Origin of the sequence: Lacinutrix iliipiscaria (assembly GCF_042686125.1) — a bacterium.
Taxonomy (GTDB): domain Bacteria; phylum Bacteroidota; class Bacteroidia; order Flavobacteriales; family Flavobacteriaceae; genus Oceanihabitans; species Oceanihabitans iliipiscarium.
Window position 1 is genome coordinate 1,115,205 of sequence record NZ_JBHUOV010000001.1, and the last position, 16,425, is coordinate 1,131,629.

Sequence of the window (16,425 nt, forward strand, 5' to 3'; positions counted from 1 at the left end):
CTATACCTACTACTTTAGATAGGTCAAGAATACTCTTTTATAAACTGTATAGTTCCGTTGCGCAACAAAAGTACAATGAAAAGGCTAGAGCATTTTTAACGTATTTGAATGCTTTGTTCCATAAGGTATAACAAAATTTATCATTTATAGAGCTCAATTTGATGAATAAGTTTTGATCCCGTTTTTTGCAATTGATTATACTTTTCAAACAAGGTTTTTAAATTTGACATTCTAAAGTTAGCACCTGCAAATGCATGATGCTGAAATATTTTATGTGTTTTATCAATATCATTGGGTTCATTAAAACCTCTACGTAGCATTTTTAATAACGCTCTCACAACATTGTCTTTGAACATTTCATTTTCCATTTCTTCAACAAAATTATTGACACTACTTTCTTCAGCTGCAATCACGTCTATTGTTTCATAGTATTTAAATAGTAATGTTTCAATATTTGAATTGTGAAGTTTACCAATATATCCTGAATTTTTTAAGGCTTCAAAACCGCTAAGGTCTGCTCTAAAATAGGTATCGAAAATGGCTAAATAATTGCTGTGATTTTTAAAATAATTTTTAATATCTTCAGAAGAAACTGAAGGACTGTCAGCTATTTTTAGAAATTCTATTGCAGATAATTTTACACTATTTCTAAAGAGTAAAAGCGTGTCAAGGTTTGAAAGATCTGTTTTTATATTTTTAGAAATATTATTCAGATAGCCTTTCAGTTCAATATGTTCTTGTTTTTTGGTGTTCCAGTTGTTAATTTGAAGAGCAATCAAAATGCCAATAACAACAAGTATGATTTCGCCAATGGCATATTTAAAGTATTTCCCTGTTTGATTCTTATTCAAAAGGGTATAACGTATTTTCCGAAAGAATTTTATCATAGACTAACTTTAAGTTAGCAGATAAGTTGATAGCGTAAATCTGGTTCGATTATAAATTTACACTTTTTTATCTATTTTATAGTAATTCAATTTTGCTGCCTATCTTTTTATTATTTTTGTACCATGAGTAAATCGCTTACAAATCAAGAATTACACAATCTTGCCATGAACCATGTTGGGAAGGAATTAGAGGAACGTGGTTTTGAGTTTATCGCTATTAATAGTAAATTAAAAAAGCACCCACAATTTGTGTGTATAGATAAAAATAACCAATATTTTTTTGTTATTGTTCGAGCTGTGATGTTACCAGAAAACCCAAATAATTATGATGTGGTTTGGATGGAAACTTTTAAGAAACATGCTTATGAAAAAGATGCTAAAGTCCTTTATGCTGGAGTTGGACTAGGCAATCCTAATGGTAAAGACTTACCCATTTATTTAAATGAAGATTACCTTATTGAATATAATGGCATTCAAGTCATTGAAACGCATTTGAATTAGATGAAAAAAATAGTTTTTTTAGTGGTTATGCTTATGGTGTTTTCTTGTCAGCAAGAGCAAAAAAACACTAAGCTTTCTGGAGCTATTTTTGGAACTAGTTATTCCATCATATATAATGGAGAAACAAATTATCAAAGCCAAGTTGATAGCTTGTTTTATGTGATTAATAAATCCATGTCAACCTACCAAGCTAATTCAGATATTTCTAAACTAAATAGGAATGAATCTAAAGAAGTTGACGCGCATTTTGTAAAAGTGTTTGAAGCTTCAAAGAGATTCCACGAACAAACCAATGGTGTTTTCGACCCAACCATTGGAACGATTGTAAATGCACTAGGTTTTGGACCTAAACAAAAAATGGAACGCATAGACAGTCTTAAAATTGACAGTTTAATGCAGTATGTAGGTTTTGATAATGTGTATAAAGCAGATCGATTTGTCATAAAAAAATATCCTCAGACGTTTATCGATTTTAATGCCATAGCCAAAGGCTATGCTGTTGATGTGGTTGCTGATTTTTTAGAAAGTAAACGTACTGTAGATTACTTAGTTGAAATTGGTGGAGAGATACGTTCTAAAGGCATGAATCGAGTTAAAGAAGCCGCTTGGTCTGTTGGAATAGATCAGCCTAATTTTGATGGTACACAATCGGTTTTAAAAGCCATTGCTTTACATGATGATGCAATGGCAACTTCTGGAACGTATCGAAAATTTAAAATTGACGAAAATGGTAAGCGCTTTGCACATATTATTGATGCAAAAACAGGCTATCCTAGTAAGTCAAATTTATTAAGCGTTTCGGTTTTAGCACCTAACTGTATGACTGCTGATGCATTTGCTACGGCTTTCCAAGCCATGGGAATTAAAAAAACAAAAGCCTTTTTAAAGAACCATCCAGAGCTTAAAGCTTTTTTAGTTTTTGAAAATGAAAAGCATGAACTAGAAACTATAGCTTTAAATGAATTTCCACTAAACTGATTCGTATTTTATTTATGAACCACAGGAATAATTTCACCTTTGGCTAAACAGTATTTAATTTGATCTGTTTCGGATATTGTAGAGGTGTAATCTATTTCTTCAACTTTAAAGCCAATACCTCTTAGCTTGTCAAAATAATCTCTGCCATACACACGCACATGATCGTATTGGCCAAAGATTTTAGCACGTTCTTTTTTATCTGTAATGCTGTCGTCTTCAAAAGTTTTTGCTCTTGACAAGTCCTGCGGAATTTGAAATATACCATAACCGCCAGGTTTTAACACACGATATAATTCTTGCATCGCTTTTGTATCGTCTGGAATATGCTCTAAAACATGATTACATAAAATAATATCATAGCTATTATCTTCAAACGGAAGATTACAAATATCGGCTTTCACATCAGCTATTGGAGATTCTAAATCTGTAGTCGTATAATCTAAGTGTTTCAATTTTTTAAAGCGTTTTAAAAAGCATTGTTCTGGAGCAAAATGCAACACTTTTTTTTTAGCTGAAAAGAAATCGGTTTCATTTTTCAAATACAACCACAATAACCTATGGCGTTCTAAACTAAGCGTAGAAGGCGATAAGACATTGTTGCGCTGTGTGCCATAACCATAGGGTAAAAAGCTTTTGAAGCTTTTGCCATCAATTGGATCAGTATACGTATTGCCTCTTAAAAAAAAAGCTAAAATCGGACGAGCTATATAACTTAACCTGATTAGTAGAGGTCTAGGAATAATATTTAGAATTATTTTGAAGAGTTTCTTCATAGTAAACTAAAGCACTAAGGCTTTTTGTCTAAACTCATTTTCCTCATCAGTTGTAATGCCTAGTGCTTCATAAATATAAGCAAAGGTTGAAAGTAGTTCAGGCTTACCATCTATAATGGCAACGTCATGCTCAAAATGTGCTGAAGGTTTTCCGTCTAGCGTCGTAATAGTCCAGCCATCGCGATGTTGCTTAATGCGTTGTGTGCCTAAATTAATCATAGGCTCGATAGCCACAACCATACCTTCAATAAATTTCTTACCACGACCTCGTTTTCCATAGTTTGGCATTTCTGGGTCTTCATGCATTTTTCGTCCTAAGCCATGACCAACTAATTCACGAACAACACCATAGCCATAATCTTCACAGTACTTTTGGATAGCATAACCAACATCACCTACACGATTGCCTAATTTGAATTCTTTAATCCCTACATAAAGAGAAGCTTTAGTTACTTCTAGAAGCTTTTGAGTTTCAGGAGCAATTTCACCAACAGGAAAGGTGTAGGCATGATCGCCATAAAAACCATTTTTAATAGCGCCACAATCAATAGAAATTATATCGCCTTCCACTAAGGGTGTGTCATTTGGAATGCCGTGCACTACTTGGGCATTTGGACTCATGCAAAGCGTGTTAGGGAAGTCGTATAAACCTAAAAATCCTGGAATTGCACCTTGATCTCTAATACAAGTTTCTGCAATTTTATCGAGTTCTAAGGTTGTGACTCCTGGTGTTACAGCTTTAGCAACTTCACCTAAAGTTTTAGATACAACTAATGCAGCTTCGCGCATTAACTCAATCTCTTCTCTTGTCTTTACTATAATCATATTATCGCTTAAAAAATGAAAAGAAACCTTTCTTTTTAGCCAAATTATTTGGACTATATTTTGGGTTAGAAAGGCGTTGATAGACTTCTCCCCAGCCTAAAAAGCCTCCTATGTTTCTATCGTCTATAAATAAATCAGCATGAATTTTTCGACTTTTAGTATCGTCATATTGCTCTTCTGGAAAGCTTTTGTTTACAGCATAAAATGTAATGCCTTTACTTTTACAGAAAGCAACAGCTTCTTCTAAAGGTTTACCGCTTCTGTAAGTCCATAATATCAGACGATGACCATCTTGTTGTAATTTTTTCAAAGTTTCAATGGCAAACAGTTTTGGCTTTCCAACTTTAGGGTAAGCATCATCTACAATGGTACCATCAAAATCTATAGCAAGTATAAGTTTATCGTTGAAATTCATTTTTGTTATAATAGGTTGCAAAAATACAATAAATATTGATTTTATAGCAAAGCATGTTGTGTCATTGATTTAGGTTGTTCTATTCCCATTAATTTTAAGACAGTTGGAGCAATATCACCTAAAATACCATCCTTTATGTGCTTTAATTCCTTATCAATTAAAATAATTGGAACAGGATTGGTCGTGTGCGCAGTGTTAGGAGTGCCATCAGGATTTATCATTGTTTCACAATTACCATGGTCAGCTATTAGTATAGTTGTATAATTGTTATTTAAAGCAGTTGTAATGACTTTTTCTACACAGGTGTCAACAGCTTCGCAAGCTTTAATTGCTGCATCCATAACTCCTGTGTGCCCAACCATATCTCCATTAGCAAAATTTAAACACACAAAATCAACTTCTCCTTTTTCTAATTCAGGAACTAAAGCATCTGTTAATTCAAAAGCACTCATTTCAGGTTTTAAATCGTAAGTAGCTACTTTAGGTGAGTTTCTAAGTATTCTGGTTTCTCCTTGAAATGTTTTTTCGCGACCTCCAGAAAAGAAAAAAGTAACATGAGGGTATTTCTCAGTTTCTGCTATTCGAATTTGTTTTTTATGATGTTTTTCTAAGACTTCGCCTAACGTTTCAGTGAGGTTGTCTTTATCGTAAATTACATGTAATCCTTTAAAAGAATCATCATAATTAGTCATTGTAACATAATGCAAATGAAGATGATGCATATTTTGTTCATGAAAATCTTTTTGAGATAAAGCTTCAGTAAGCTGTCGTCCTCGATCTGTCCTAAAGTTGAAAAAGACCACAACATCATCATCTTTAATTGTTGTTATTGGCTGATTTGAATCGTTAACTTTTATTATAGGCTGTATAAATTCATCAGTCACATCATCAGCGTAACTTTCTTTAATAGATTTTAATATATTTTTTGAATACTCTCCTTTTCCATTCACCAAAGCATCATAAACGCGTTTAATGCGTTCCCAACGATGGTCACGATCCATAGCGTAATAACGCCCAGTTATAGTTGCTATTTTGGTCTTTTTATTTTCAAGATACTCTTCTAATTCTGTAATAAATCCGTAACCAGATTTTGGATCAACATCGCGTCCATCTGTAAAGGCATGAATAAATGATTTTTGAATTCCGAAATCTTCAACTGCATCAATTAAACCCAATAAATGATTAATATGAGAATGTACGCCGCCATCGCTAACCAAGCCTAAAAAATGCACAGCTTTATTATTGTTTTTAGCATAGGTAAAGGCATCAATAAGCGCTTGTTCTTTAGCTAAAGTTTTGTTTTTAACAGCTAAATTAATTTTCACCAAATCTTGATACACAATACGCCCAGCTCCAAGGTTCATATGTCCTACTTCACTATTTCCCATCTGCCCTTCTGGAAGCCCAACATGTAAGCCATCTGTTCTTAGAGTTGCATGAGAGAATTTAGTGTATAACGAATCTATAAAAGGGGTTTTTGCATGTTCTATTGCAGATACATTTGGATTAGGAGATTTCCCCCAACCATCTAAAATCATTAAAATAACTTTCTTGTTCATATTATAAAAAGTGTATGTTTTCAAAGATACTTGTTTAAATAGATATTTAAAATGAAAACAGTATTTGTTAACGACAAATATCTAATACTGAATGTTAGTAAAGACCTGAATAAGACATATAAAATTTTAACATATTTGCCCTCAAGGTGTTAAATAAATGTTATCGTTCTGTTTTATTGTAACAATTAGTATTTGGTATCGTCTTTTAGTTATATCAATAACAAATCATTAATCAATAAAAATCATTCATCATGAAAAAAACAATCATTATTTCGGCAATCGCATTATGCTTTACTTTAGCAACAAATGCAAAAACAGTTAGTGAAAACAACAATCCTTATCAAATAGAAGCTGTATTCGACGTTAGTCCTTTATGTGCTTCTATTGTTAAAGGTGACTTTGAAACTGTAAAAAAGTTAGTAGGCTTAGGTGTAGATGTTAATGAAAAGTCAAAAGGTATGACTCCAGCTATGTATGCTGCAAGATACAACCAAGTTGATATTTTAAAGTATTTAATAGATCATGGCGCGAAGTTAAAAACAAGGTCTAATAAAGGGCTTACTGCAAAAAAATATGCTGAAATTTCAAAGGCTAATGGTGCGATTTCTGTTATAGAAAATGCACTAAAAAAAGATTAAATTTATTTCAGTCTAAAAAAAAGCCCTGAATTTTCAGGGCTTTTTTTATTGTTGACTGTATTTTTTTATTGACGCTCTTATTTCTTCGATGCGATTATCGGGATCTGGATGAGAGCTTTGGAATTCTGGAACACGATTTGGCCCAGCAGCAGCTTTCAAGATTTCCATGACATCAATCATTTCTTCAGGATCATAGCCAGCTCTAATCATAAAACGAACTCCAAGGTCATCACTTTCTAATTCATCGCCTCTTCCATTTTTAAGCAAAATACTTTGTCCGCCTTGAGCTATAAGTCCGCCAATATCACCACCAACAGAACCAGCAGTAGAAAGACCTTGCCAAAGCTCGCTATTAGCAATACGTTCAGCACTATGCTTTCCAAGAACATGACCAATTTCATGACCTAAAACACCAGCAAGCTGATCTTCATTTTCTAATTGAGAAAATAAGGCATAAGTGATAAAAATTTGACCACCAGGTAATGCAAAAGCATTAATGGTTTGAGGGTCTGCTAATAAATGAAACTCATACTTGTAGGGTGTTTCTCTAGCAATACTGTTGTTGACTAATTTGTTCCCAACATTATCTACCAAAGCTTGATAACTTTCATTTGGATATAAGCCACCATGTTGTGCTGCCATTTGGTCCCGACTTTGTAAGCCCATTTGAATTTCTTCATCAACGGTCATTGAAATGGCTTGTTTTTTTCCTGTATAAGGATTTATCTCTTGCGATGAAAAATATTTAATACCAAAATAAGCAGCTATAACTAAACCTATTAGTAGTCTAAATTTTAAACTTTTACCTCTCATTTTTTCTTTGTTTTGTATATGTTTTAAAGTTACAAAAGTTCTGGATTAATATCTAAAATATTTTCTTTTAGGTACATGTCCATAAAGGCTTCATTGAAAAAAGCACTCCCAATGAGTTTTTCTTGTAGAAGAATGTCCTTAATATTTAGTTTTTTATAACTAAACAGATATGGTTTTGATAGTGGTTTGTAGCTGTAGTGCCAAGGTTCATATTTAAACCCTTTTCGATTTGATTGGTTAGTATAAACCAAATGAAAGCCATAAGTAGAGGCGTGTTCTTCCATCCATTGTCTCAAATATATGAAAGCTCCATCTCTATGAAAATGATCGGCTCTAAGTACATTTTTTGGAGGATGTACATGGCCATCAATAATGTCGATATCTGTCCCCCAATGATGTCGAGAAGTTCCAGGTATGGTTGAGTATTCTATTATCTTCTTTATAATTTTTTCGCCAGACAAACCTTGAGAGCTGTAGCGTTTATATTTTCTTTCCCATATTCTTTTTTGGTGCTCAAAATTTCTATAACTAGACACAATTTGTATAAGAATATTATCTTTTAAAGCTGCCTTTTTCATTTTTTGAAATGCAAAATGAGCATCTTCTTGTAATTTATATGCGCTTCCAAATAATTTTGGATTTCCTTTACCTATAAGTAATTCTATTGGGTTTGTGTTTTGAGAAAGCGTAAATTGCGGTATAGCTGTTATTGCTATTCCTGATAAACTCGTCTTTATTATGAAGTCTCTTCTTTTCAATCTAATTGGGGTTACACAAAAGTTAAGCCAAAATATATAATTTAATTATTAAAAAAGCTTTAGTTTTTTTCATTAAAGAGAAAGGGTTTTTTATATTTGCCGAAGAATGCGGGAGTAGCTCAGTTGGTAGAGCGTCAGCCTTCCAAGCTGAATGTCGCCAGTTCGAACCTGGTCTCCCGCTCTAAAGCTTCATCAATAACGATGAGGCTTTTTTATTTTAAATTATCTAATTGAGTATTCGGATCTATCTCATACGGTGCTTTATTATGTTCAAAAACGCGAGCTTGCAAATGCCCTTTTAATGTTATTGTGCTTCCGTTTACTTCAAGCCAGCTGCCTTCTCTTAAACCTATTACAGGTTGAGTATTAAAGGCATGAAACTCTTTAATTCTAGTTTCACGTGTTTCTCCATTATGTTTAGAATTAGGGTCTGGGTCTAGATAATGTGGATTAATATTAAAAGGGACTAAGCCTAAAGTTTTAAAACTTGGAGGTTGCACTATAGGCATATCATTTGTGGTATTCATTGTTAGGCCACAAACATTGCTTCCAGCGCTAGTGCCTAAATAAGGAATGCCTTTTTCTACAGTTTCTTTTAAAGGGGTTAGTATTTTATTTTTATATAATTGATTTACTAATACAAAAGTATTTCCTCCACCAACAAAAATAGCTTCAGCATTTTTTATAGCTTTAACAGGGTCTTTAAGTGTATGGATGCCTACAATGTGTTTGTTTATTTTTAAAAAAGCATCCTGTACTTTGTTAGTGTAATCATCATGAGAGATTCCACTTGGTCTAGCATAAGGGATAAATAGGATGGTTGAAGCGTCTTTAAAAAACGATACTAGTTCGTCTAATATGTAGCCTAAATAATTAGATTCATGTAGTGTCGAAGTACTTGCAATTATGATGTGTTTCATTAAAATAAGCGTTATTTCAGTAAAAATACTGAAAAGCTTTTAACAAAAGTTTAATTGGCTTTTTCATTTTCTTTAAGAATTGAAAACCGTTCTTTACTTATAAAATTTAATGAGCTTGAGGATACTATTATTTTTTGTAATTTTTTTAACTACAACTTTAATCATCGCGCAAACTAATCATCGTGTGATGATTACTGGTAAAATTGCTTCAAAAAGTAAAGATGTTGAAGGCATAACACTTTATAATACCACTTCAAAAAAAGGAACAATTACAAATCATGAAGGCCTTTTTTTTATTGAAGCAGCAATTGGTGACTCTGTAGAAATTTCTGCCCTTTTATATGAGCAGATAACTATTGTTATTGATGCAGAAACCATAAAGAATAAAAAGTTAACGATACAATTAGTTGAAGAAGTAAATACTTTAGACGAAGTTTTAATTTTAACTCATGATTTAACAGGAGATTTAACGACAGATATAGATAATGTAGAGCCATTGAATCTAATAAGTTTTAATGGCATAAATACTGATAATATAGCGCCAGGTGATATACGAATGACTAAACCAGATAATCCGTTTATGAAACAAGGTCAATTTTATAATGGATTAAACATCATTGAGCTTTTAAAGTTATTTGGCGTTAAATTTAAAAAGAAGAAAAAACGCTCTTATATTGAAGTTCAGAAAATGAAAGCTAGTGAAATGCTAGATTTAGCCGATAAATACTCGCCTTCATTTATGGTTGAAAATTTTAAAATCCCAAAAGAAAAGTTAGAACTATTTTATGCGTTTTGTTACCATCAAAATTTTGATAATAACCTTCTTAAAACAGAAAATGAAGTTGCTTTAATTGAGTTTTTAGTCAAAAAAAGTAAAATGTTTTTAAATACGTTAGATGAAGAAAACTAAGTATATTTTCATATTGTTTTTTATGTGTCTTCATGTTGTTTGGTCACAAACGATATTAATCGAAGGGCAAATTAACAGTTCTAATGATGTCGAAAACATTCATATTATAAATAAAACAGAACAAAAATTTACTATTACAAACCAAAAAGGGGAATTTCAAATTTCGGTAAAAGTTAATGATACTTTAGTGGTATCTTCAATTCAAAATAAATTAAAAACCCTAGTTATTAATAAAACACATATCCTATCAAAAAAAATTACGATTACTCTAGACGAACAAATTAATCAGCTAGATGAGGTTGTCGTTGGTAAAATACTGACTGGCGATTTAGCTAAAGACTTGCAAAATGTAGAAGGTAAGGCTGTTACAAGCAAAAGTCTAGGAATACCTAGCTATCAAGGACCCTTAAAAACTCAAAATGAAAGACAGCTCAATGAGGCTACAACTGGCAGCGGATTAATTCCACTTTTTCCCATTATAAATGCCATCTCTGGAAGAACCAAAAAACTAAAGCTTCAGATTAAACTTGAACGAAGAGAAGAACTTATGTATGAAGTGAAAACTAGGTTATCAGAAGACTTGTTTAAAGATAATCCGCTTCATGAAGATTATATTATGGATTATTTTTATTTTGTTTCTGATGATGAGAAGTTTACAGCAATTTGCAGCAGTAAAAGTGATTTAGAAATACTAGTTTTTTTAAAGGAAAAATTAAAACAATATAAAAACAACCAGAAGCAAAATGAAGATTAATTTGCTTTGGAATACTTTTTGAATTGATAAAATAAATTACTTTTACAAAAACTAAATGATTTAAATGAAGACCTTTAGAATTGCTTTAATAATATTTATACTTCCATTGTTAGCCTATACAACAATGCATAAATATTATGTTAGCGTAACAAAAATTGAATATGTTAAAGAAAAAGAATCTGTTCAAATCATTAGCCGCATTTTTATTGATGATTTCGAGAAATTACTACGAGAACGTTATGATGAAAATATTACTTTAAGTACTAAAAATGAATTGAGTACAATTGATAGTTATATTGAACGTTACTTAACCGAAAAGCTTAAAATTGATATAAATGACAAGCCTTCAAATTTCAATTATCTAGGAAAAGAATATGAAGATGATATTATTTTTTGCTACTTAGAAATTGAAAATGTAAAAGCCATTAATACGTTTCAAGTCTCTAATAAAATCTTACTAGATTTGTTTAAAGAACAAGAAAATATTGTTCGCACAAATATTAATGGGAAACGTAAAAGTTTTATTCTCAAAAAAGGAAATGATAAAGGCGTGTTAAACTTTAATTAAAAAAAGTTAAAACCCTTTTTTTTTATTAATTTACGCATCATTTTATAACAAAACTTTCACAATGAATAAATTAAAGTATGTATTCCTTTCTTTTGTTTTTATTTCTGTAAGTGCATTTGCACAAGATCAAGAACAACCAGAAAGAGAACAAGGCCACACAAACAACAACAAATTCAAGCAACTTTATGATGAGTTCTCTACACCTAACATGTATAGAGCAGCTTCTGGTGCTCCAGGTTCCGCTTATTATCAGCAACAAGCAGATTATAAAATGGATTTAGTGCTTGATGATGTTAATGCAAAATTATCTGGTTTCGAGACGATTACTTATACCAACAACTCGCCAGACGTATTAAAATATCTTTGGGTTCAGCTTGATCAAAATATGAGAGCTAAAGATTCTAAAACACCTTTAATTCAAAACGATGCATCTCAACCAGCTGAAATGCCAGGAACTTTTGCAAATAAATACCTTTCTGAGCCTTTTGATGGTGGATTTAACATACAAGAAGTAAAAGATGTTAATGGTAAGCCTTTACAGCACATGATAAATCGTACAATGATGCGTGTTGAATTGCCTAAACCATTAGCAACAGGAGAGAAATTTTCATTCTCTATTAAATGGTGGTATAATATTAACGACCATGTTAATGGTAGAGGCCGTTCGGGTTACGAATATTTTCCTGAAGATGATAATAGAGCCTATGTTATTGCACAATTTTATCCAAGAATGGCTGTATATAACGATGTAGAAGGCTGGCAAAATTCACAATTCTGGGGAAGAGATGAGTTTGCTTTACCTTTCGGAAATTTTGAAGTTAACATTACTGTTCCAGCCGATCATATTTTAGATGGTACTGGACGTTTAATGAATAGAAAAGAAGTTTATACCAAAGAACAAATGAAACGTTATGAACAGGCTAAAAAATCTTATGATGAGCCTGTAGTAATTGTTACTCAAGCTGAAGCTGAAGCTGCTGAAAAAACTAAATCGACTCAAACTAAAACATGGAAGCTATATGCTGAAAATGTTCGTGATTTTGGTTTTGCTACTTCAAGACGTTGGATTTGGGATATGATGGCTGTTAAGATTGGAAATAAAGATGTTATGGCAGTTTCATTATATCCAAAAGAAGGTAACCCTCTTTGGGAAGATTGGTCTACTAAAGCGGTTGCCAGTACTTTAAAGTCTTACTCAAGAATGACCTTTGATTACCCTTACCATAAAGCCATTTCTGTACATGCCAAAAATCAAGGGATGGAATACCCAATGATTTGCTGGAATTATGGACGCCCTGATAAAGACGGAAATTATAGCGATAGAACTAAATACGGAATGATGAGTGTGATTATTCATGAAGTCGGTCATAACTTCTTTCCTATGATTGTAAATAGTGATGAACGTCAATGGACATGGATGGATGAAGGATTAAATACGTTTGTACAGTATGTTGCAGAACAAGATTTTGGAGAGTGGTATCCTGATGCGCTATCAGAAGGCCATGATAAATATCCTTCTCGTCGTGGACCTGCAGCTAAAATTGTAAATTATATGGGAGGCGATCAAGATTTTATCGCACCAATTATGACTAAAGGATTAAATACATACCAATTTGGTAATAATGCTTATGGTAAACCAGGAACTGCTCTTAATATATTAAGAGAAACAGTTATGGGACGTGAATTATTTGATTATGCTTTTAGAGAATATGCACAACGTTGGATGTTTAAACACCCAACACCAGAAGATTTCTTTAGAACTATGGAAGATGCTTCTGCCTTTGATTTAGACTGGTACTGGAGAGGTTGGTTTTATACCACAGATTATGTAGATATTGGTATTAAAGAAGTGAAAAAGTACTACGTGTCTAACGAACCTAATGCTGAAGTAAAAGAAATCGTTAAACAACGTGGAATGAAAATGAGTGACTTACCTCCATTAGTTTACTTGGTTGAAGAAGGTAGTGAAGATTTTAATGAAGACTTACGTAATGGTTCTGCAATGGAAAATTCTAAGAATTTAAAAGAGTACATAATGGATAATTTTACTCCTGAAGAACGTGCTAAAATAAAAGAGCCAAAATTCTTCTATAAAGTTACTTTTGAAAAACCTGGAGGTTTAGTAATGCCTATCATTGCTGAATATACTTATGCAGATGGAACTTCTAAAACCATTAAATATCCAGCGCAAATATGGAGATTAAATGACAAAGAAGTAAGTAAAGCAATAGCTTCTGAAAAAGAAATTGTGTCTATTAAAGTCGATCCAAATTTGGAAACTGCAGATGTAGATACATCAAACAATGCTTGGCCAAAAGAAATTGAACAAAGCCAATTTGATAAATTTAAAAACGAAGTTAAAGACTAAGTTTATATCATGTAAAAAAAGCCAACTTTAATAGTTGGCTTTTTTTATTCCTATAAAACAAAACTCACTATATTTGTATTGTGATTATACAACCAACATTATTATTCATTAGTAGCACAGAAATAGCATTTATTCTATTTGTTGTTATAATGGTTTTTGGTGCAGACAAAATTCCTGACATCGCAAGAGGTTTAGGCAAAGGTATGCGTACACTAAAAGACGCTACAAATGGAATAAAACAAGAAATTACTAAGAGTGCTGAAAATCATGGTATAGACACTAGTATTACCAAGGGAGTCGATGATGAGCTGAAAAAAGTAAAAGAAGATCTAGAAGATTTTACAGGCTCAGTAAGACGAAAACTTTAACCATAACTCTCGATTTTTCACTCAACGAACTTCATGTGAAAATGTTTAAGAACCTATGTATTACTACTAAAAAATTTTGTGGTTTCATCCATTTTGCTATATTTGATTGACCCAAATCGAATTAAAAGTGAAAAATTACCTACTTATATTTTTCATTCTACTTGCGCTATCTCCTATTTTTAGCCAGAATGAGCGTGCCATTATTAGCAGAATTGATAGCTTAAATACAACAGCTATCGAACTTTATGATAATAGCCAAATCGCACTTTCAATAGACCATTTTAAACACGCCATTAAATTATCAGATTCTATTGAAGATAATTACGGCAAAGCTATAGCCAATAGTACTTTAGGTAGTATCTATTTTAAAATGACTGAAAATGAAGACGCAGAAAAATCGTACTTAAAAGCACTCGATGCTGCCCAAAACATTAATGAAAATTATTTAATTGCAAATGCATACTTAAAAATTGGGAATATCTATGCGAATGGATATTTGATGAAAAATGAAGCTCTAACTTATTATAAAAAAGCACTGGCTGCTGCTAAAAATATAAACAGTTTAGCTAAAGAAAATAGAAAGGACAAAAAGCAAATACTATCTAATATCTTCCTTAGTATAAGCTCTATATACTTAGACTATAAACAACCAGAAGACGCCATCACATATATATTAAGAGCGCAACAAGAACAAGACTCTATTGGCATTTCTCCATACGAAAAAAGTCAATTGGCTTTCGTATTTGGCAGGTATTATGCTCAAAAAGGAGCCCTCTATAATTCAATCTTAAATTATGATAACGCTATCATTATTTTAAAACGATTAGATGAAAATAATAGTCAGAGGAATCTTATGATTTCAAAAATTTACAAACAATACGCAGCGTCATTAGCAAGCTTAAATAATAACGAAAAAGCTTATGAAGCACTATTAAATCACAATAAATTTAGAGAAAAAGTCATCAACGAAGAAAAAGTAAAACAATCAAAATTCGCAAAGGCTAAGTTTGAAATAGAAGATTATAAGCGTGATGCAAAAGAAGCTAATGAAGAGAAAAATGTCTTTGCCAAAACTACAGAGAATGTGCAAAGAGTTAATACAATTTTTATTATAGCTGTTGTCTTTTTATGTTTTAGTTTAATAGCATTATTTATTAATTACCAATCTAAAAGAAAACTAACAGCAACTTTACAAACTAGAAATGAACAATTAGAAATTGCTAAAAATGAAGCAGAAAAGGTGTCAGAGCTTAAATCTGGTTTTATTTCTAATGTCAGTCATGAGTTAAGAACTCCTTTATATGGTGTTGTTGGTTTAACATCATTATTATTAAAAAACAATGATTTAAATACTCAAGATAGTAAGTATTTAAGATCCTTAAAATATTCTGGAGATTACCTGCTAAACTTAATTAATGATGTTTTACAAATCGGAAAGATTGAGTCTAAAAAAATTGAGCTTCATAGTAATTCAATACACTTGAAACAAATGGTTATTAATATAACCGATTCGTTTGAGTATCAATTAGAAGAAAAATCAAACAAGTTGTTTTTAGAGTTTGATAATAAAATTCCGCAATACCTTTTTGCAGATAATATTCGTTTAAGTCAAATATTAATCAACCTATTAGGGAATAGCTTAAAATTCACGAATAAAGGCAATGTGTGGCTAAAAATTATCTTATTAAAAGAGAATAAAGATTTAGCAAAAATTCGCTTTGAAGTTATTGATGATGGACCTGGAATACCAGAAAGTCAACAAAAAGTGATATTCGAAAACTTCTCTCAACTCAATAGAAAGCATGATAGCGATTACCAAGGAACTGGTTTAGGGCTTTCAATTGTGAAAAACTTGGTAGAACTCTTTGGTAGCAAAATAGAACTAGTCAGTAATGAAGGTCTTGGCTCTAAATTCTCGTTTAATATTACATTTAAAATTGATAATGAAGCCAGAGCAATAGAAGATAAAAAATCGTTTAAACAACGTTTAGAGGAAAGTAGTGGTAGAAAAATTTTAATTGTAGAAGACAATAAAATCAATCAAATCGTAACACAAAATATTTTAAAAAAGGAAAACTTTAAAAGTGATATTGTTGAAAACGGCCTTTTAGCTTTAGAAGCTGTCAAAGAACAAGATTACGATATTGTTTTAATGGACTTAAACATGCCTGTAATGGATGGATTTCAAGCAACTAAAGCCATAAGGGCTTTTGATAAAGAATTGCCAATTATTGCGCTAACAGCTTCAAATATTGAAGAGGTTAAAGCGCAAGTATTCTCCTCTGGATTTGATGATATTATTATTAAACCTTATGATGATTACGAGTTTTTTCAAACCATCATAAAAAATATTCAAGTTAGAAACTCCATTAGTTTAGAGTAATTGTTTA

17 protein-coding genes and 1 tRNA gene are annotated in these 16,425 nt (G+C 31.8%); 10 read left to right on the forward strand and 8 right to left on the reverse strand.

Annotation, left to right across the window (positions count from 1 at the left end; all coding sequences use genetic code 11):
- Positions 1–140: 140 nt before the first annotated feature.
- On the reverse strand, positions 141–887 hold the full coding sequence (locus tag ACFS5M_RS04975) for a DUF6090 family protein (RefSeq protein WP_183486403.1): 747 nt from the start codon (positions 885–887) through the stop codon (positions 141–143).
- Positions 888–1,010: 123 nt separating this feature from the next.
- Here ACFS5M_RS04975 and ACFS5M_RS04980 point away from each other — a divergent pair, with 123 nt between their 5' ends.
- Positions 1,011–1,388, forward strand: coding sequence for a Na(+)-translocating NADH-quinone reductase subunit F (locus ACFS5M_RS04980; protein ID WP_183486405.1), 378 nt, complete (start codon positions 1,011–1,013; stop codon positions 1,386–1,388).
- Positions 1,389–2,366 (forward strand): FAD:protein FMN transferase, encoded by a 978-nt coding sequence (locus ACFS5M_RS04985; RefSeq protein ID WP_183486407.1) that lies wholly within the window; start codon positions 1,389–1,391, stop codon positions 2,364–2,366. It begins immediately after the preceding gene.
- 8 nt (positions 2,367–2,374) lie between these two features.
- On the opposite strand, the gene ACFS5M_RS04990 is transcribed toward ACFS5M_RS04985, so the two are convergent.
- From ACFS5M_RS04990 to gpmI, 4 genes are read right to left on the reverse strand one after another with little or no spacing between them, the layout of a single operon-like run.
- Positions 2,375–3,139 (reverse strand): class I SAM-dependent methyltransferase, encoded by a 765-nt coding sequence (locus ACFS5M_RS04990; protein ID WP_183486409.1) that lies wholly within the window; start codon positions 3,137–3,139, stop codon positions 2,375–2,377.
- Between the two features lie 6 nt (positions 3,140–3,145).
- A complete protein-coding gene (map, locus tag ACFS5M_RS04995) occupies positions 3,146–3,964 on the reverse strand; it encodes a type I methionyl aminopeptidase (RefSeq protein ID WP_183486411.1) in 819 nt (272 codons plus the stop codon).
- Between the two features lies 1 nt (position 3,965).
- Positions 3,966–4,379, reverse strand: coding sequence for a BT0820 family HAD-type phosphatase (locus ACFS5M_RS05000; RefSeq protein WP_183486413.1), 414 nt, complete (start codon positions 4,377–4,379; stop codon positions 3,966–3,968).
- A gap of 41 nt (positions 4,380–4,420) precedes the next feature.
- Positions 4,421–5,938 (reverse strand): 2,3-bisphosphoglycerate-independent phosphoglycerate mutase, encoded by a 1,518-nt coding sequence (gene gpmI, locus ACFS5M_RS05005; protein ID WP_183487280.1) that lies wholly within the window; start codon positions 5,936–5,938, stop codon positions 4,421–4,423.
- 251 nt (positions 5,939–6,189) lie between these two features.
- On the opposite strand from gpmI, the gene ACFS5M_RS05010 reads away from it, so the two are divergent.
- A complete protein-coding gene (locus ACFS5M_RS05010) occupies positions 6,190–6,576 on the forward strand; it encodes an ankyrin repeat domain-containing protein (protein ID WP_183486415.1) in 387 nt (128 codons plus the stop codon).
- A 45-nt stretch (positions 6,577–6,621) separates the two neighbouring features.
- Here ACFS5M_RS05010 and ACFS5M_RS05015 read toward each other — a convergent pair whose 3' ends face one another.
- Positions 6,622–7,389 carry a M48 family metalloprotease gene (locus ACFS5M_RS05015; protein ID WP_183486417.1) on the reverse strand — a complete coding sequence of 256 codons (768 nt, stop codon included), beginning with the start codon at positions 7,387–7,389 and terminating at the stop codon, positions 6,622–6,624.
- Positions 7,390–7,418: 29 nt separating this feature from the next.
- The gene (locus ACFS5M_RS05020; RefSeq protein ID WP_183486419.1) at positions 7,419–8,147 is read right to left on the reverse strand and encodes a M15 family metallopeptidase; all 729 of its coding nucleotides are present in this window, start codon (positions 8,145–8,147) and stop codon (positions 7,419–7,421) included.
- Positions 8,148–8,255: 108 nt separating this feature from the next.
- Between ACFS5M_RS05020 and ACFS5M_RS05025 the strand changes: the two genes are divergently transcribed.
- A tRNA-Gly gene (locus ACFS5M_RS05025) sits at positions 8,256–8,328 on the forward strand.
- 31 nt (positions 8,329–8,359) lie between these two features.
- On the opposite strand, the gene pepE is transcribed toward ACFS5M_RS05025, so the two are convergent.
- Complete coding sequence (gene pepE / locus ACFS5M_RS05030) at positions 8,360–9,067, reverse strand: dipeptidase PepE (protein WP_183486421.1); 708 nt, start codon at positions 9,065–9,067, stop codon at positions 8,360–8,362.
- Between the two features lie 187 nt (positions 9,068–9,254).
- On the opposite strand from pepE, the gene ACFS5M_RS05035 reads away from it, so the two are divergent.
- The 6 genes from ACFS5M_RS05035 to ACFS5M_RS05060 all read left to right on the forward strand — a co-directional run bounded on the left by ACFS5M_RS05035 (position 9,255) and on the right by ACFS5M_RS05060 (position 16,418).
- Positions 9,255–9,977, forward strand: coding sequence for a carboxypeptidase-like regulatory domain-containing protein (locus ACFS5M_RS05035; RefSeq protein WP_183486423.1), 723 nt, complete (start codon positions 9,255–9,257; stop codon positions 9,975–9,977).
- Positions 9,964–10,731: a hypothetical protein gene (locus ACFS5M_RS05040; protein WP_183486425.1), complete on the forward strand. Its 768-nt coding sequence runs from the start codon at positions 9,964–9,966 to the stop codon at positions 10,729–10,731. Before ACFS5M_RS05035 ends, ACFS5M_RS05040 begins: the two co-directional genes overlap by 14 nt.
- A 64-nt stretch (positions 10,732–10,795) precedes the next feature.
- Positions 10,796–11,299 (forward strand): DUF6702 family protein, encoded by a 504-nt coding sequence (locus tag ACFS5M_RS05045; protein ID WP_183486427.1) that lies wholly within the window; start codon positions 10,796–10,798, stop codon positions 11,297–11,299.
- Between the two features lie 61 nt (positions 11,300–11,360).
- On the forward strand, positions 11,361–13,667 hold the full coding sequence (locus ACFS5M_RS05050) for a M1 family metallopeptidase (protein ID WP_183486429.1): 2,307 nt from the start codon (positions 11,361–11,363) through the stop codon (positions 13,665–13,667).
- Between the two features lie 80 nt (positions 13,668–13,747).
- Entirely contained in the window at positions 13,748–14,035 is a 288-nt protein-coding gene (locus ACFS5M_RS05055) for a Sec-independent protein translocase subunit TatA/TatB (RefSeq protein WP_183486431.1), read from the forward strand.
- Between the two features lie 127 nt (positions 14,036–14,162).
- The gene (locus ACFS5M_RS05060; RefSeq protein ID WP_183486433.1) at positions 14,163–16,418 is read left to right on the forward strand and encodes a tetratricopeptide repeat-containing hybrid sensor histidine kinase/response regulator; all 2,256 of its coding nucleotides are present in this window, start codon (positions 14,163–14,165) and stop codon (positions 16,416–16,418) included.
- Positions 16,419–16,425: the final 7 nt, after the last annotated feature.

What these genes read in the sequence shown, in the direction of transcription:
- ACFS5M_RS05000 (WP_183486413.1), bottom strand. Translation starts at nt 4,379, where the DNA reads ATGAATTTCAACGATAAACTTATACTTGCTATAGATTTTGATGGTACC.
- ACFS5M_RS05045 (WP_183486427.1), top strand. Translation starts at nt 10,796, where the DNA reads ATGAAGACCTTTAGAATTGCTTTAATAATATTTATACTTCCATTGTTA.
- ACFS5M_RS04980 (WP_183486405.1), top strand. Translation starts at nt 1,011, where the DNA reads ATGAGTAAATCGCTTACAAATCAAGAATTACACAATCTTGCCATGAAC.
- ACFS5M_RS05050 (WP_183486429.1), top strand. Translation starts at nt 11,361, where the DNA reads ATGAATAAATTAAAGTATGTATTCCTTTCTTTTGTTTTTATTTCTGTA.
- ACFS5M_RS04975 (WP_183486403.1), bottom strand. Translation starts at nt 887, where the DNA reads ATGATAAAATTCTTTCGGAAAATACGTTATACCCTTTTGAATAAGAAT.
- map (WP_183486411.1), bottom strand. Translation starts at nt 3,964, where the DNA reads ATGATTATAGTAAAGACAAGAGAAGAGATTGAGTTAATGCGCGAAGCT.
- pepE (WP_183486421.1), bottom strand. Translation starts at nt 9,067, where the DNA reads ATGAAACACATCATAATTGCAAGTACTTCGACACTACATGAATCTAAT.
- ACFS5M_RS04990 (WP_183486409.1), bottom strand. Translation starts at nt 3,139, where the DNA reads ATGAAGAAACTCTTCAAAATAATTCTAAATATTATTCCTAGACCTCTA.
- ACFS5M_RS05035 (WP_183486423.1), top strand. Translation starts at nt 9,255, where the DNA reads ATGATTACTGGTAAAATTGCTTCAAAAAGTAAAGATGTTGAAGGCATA.
- ACFS5M_RS04985 (WP_183486407.1), top strand. Translation starts at nt 1,389, where the DNA reads ATGAAAAAAATAGTTTTTTTAGTGGTTATGCTTATGGTGTTTTCTTGT.
- ACFS5M_RS05010 (WP_183486415.1), top strand. Translation starts at nt 6,190, where the DNA reads ATGAAAAAAACAATCATTATTTCGGCAATCGCATTATGCTTTACTTTA.
- ACFS5M_RS05015 (WP_183486417.1), bottom strand. Translation starts at nt 7,389, where the DNA reads ATGAGAGGTAAAAGTTTAAAATTTAGACTACTAATAGGTTTAGTTATA.
- gpmI (WP_183487280.1), bottom strand. Translation starts at nt 5,938, where the DNA reads ATGAACAAGAAAGTTATTTTAATGATTTTAGATGGTTGGGGGAAATCT.
- ACFS5M_RS05040 (WP_183486425.1), top strand. Translation starts at nt 9,964, where the DNA reads ATGAAGAAAACTAAGTATATTTTCATATTGTTTTTTATGTGTCTTCAT.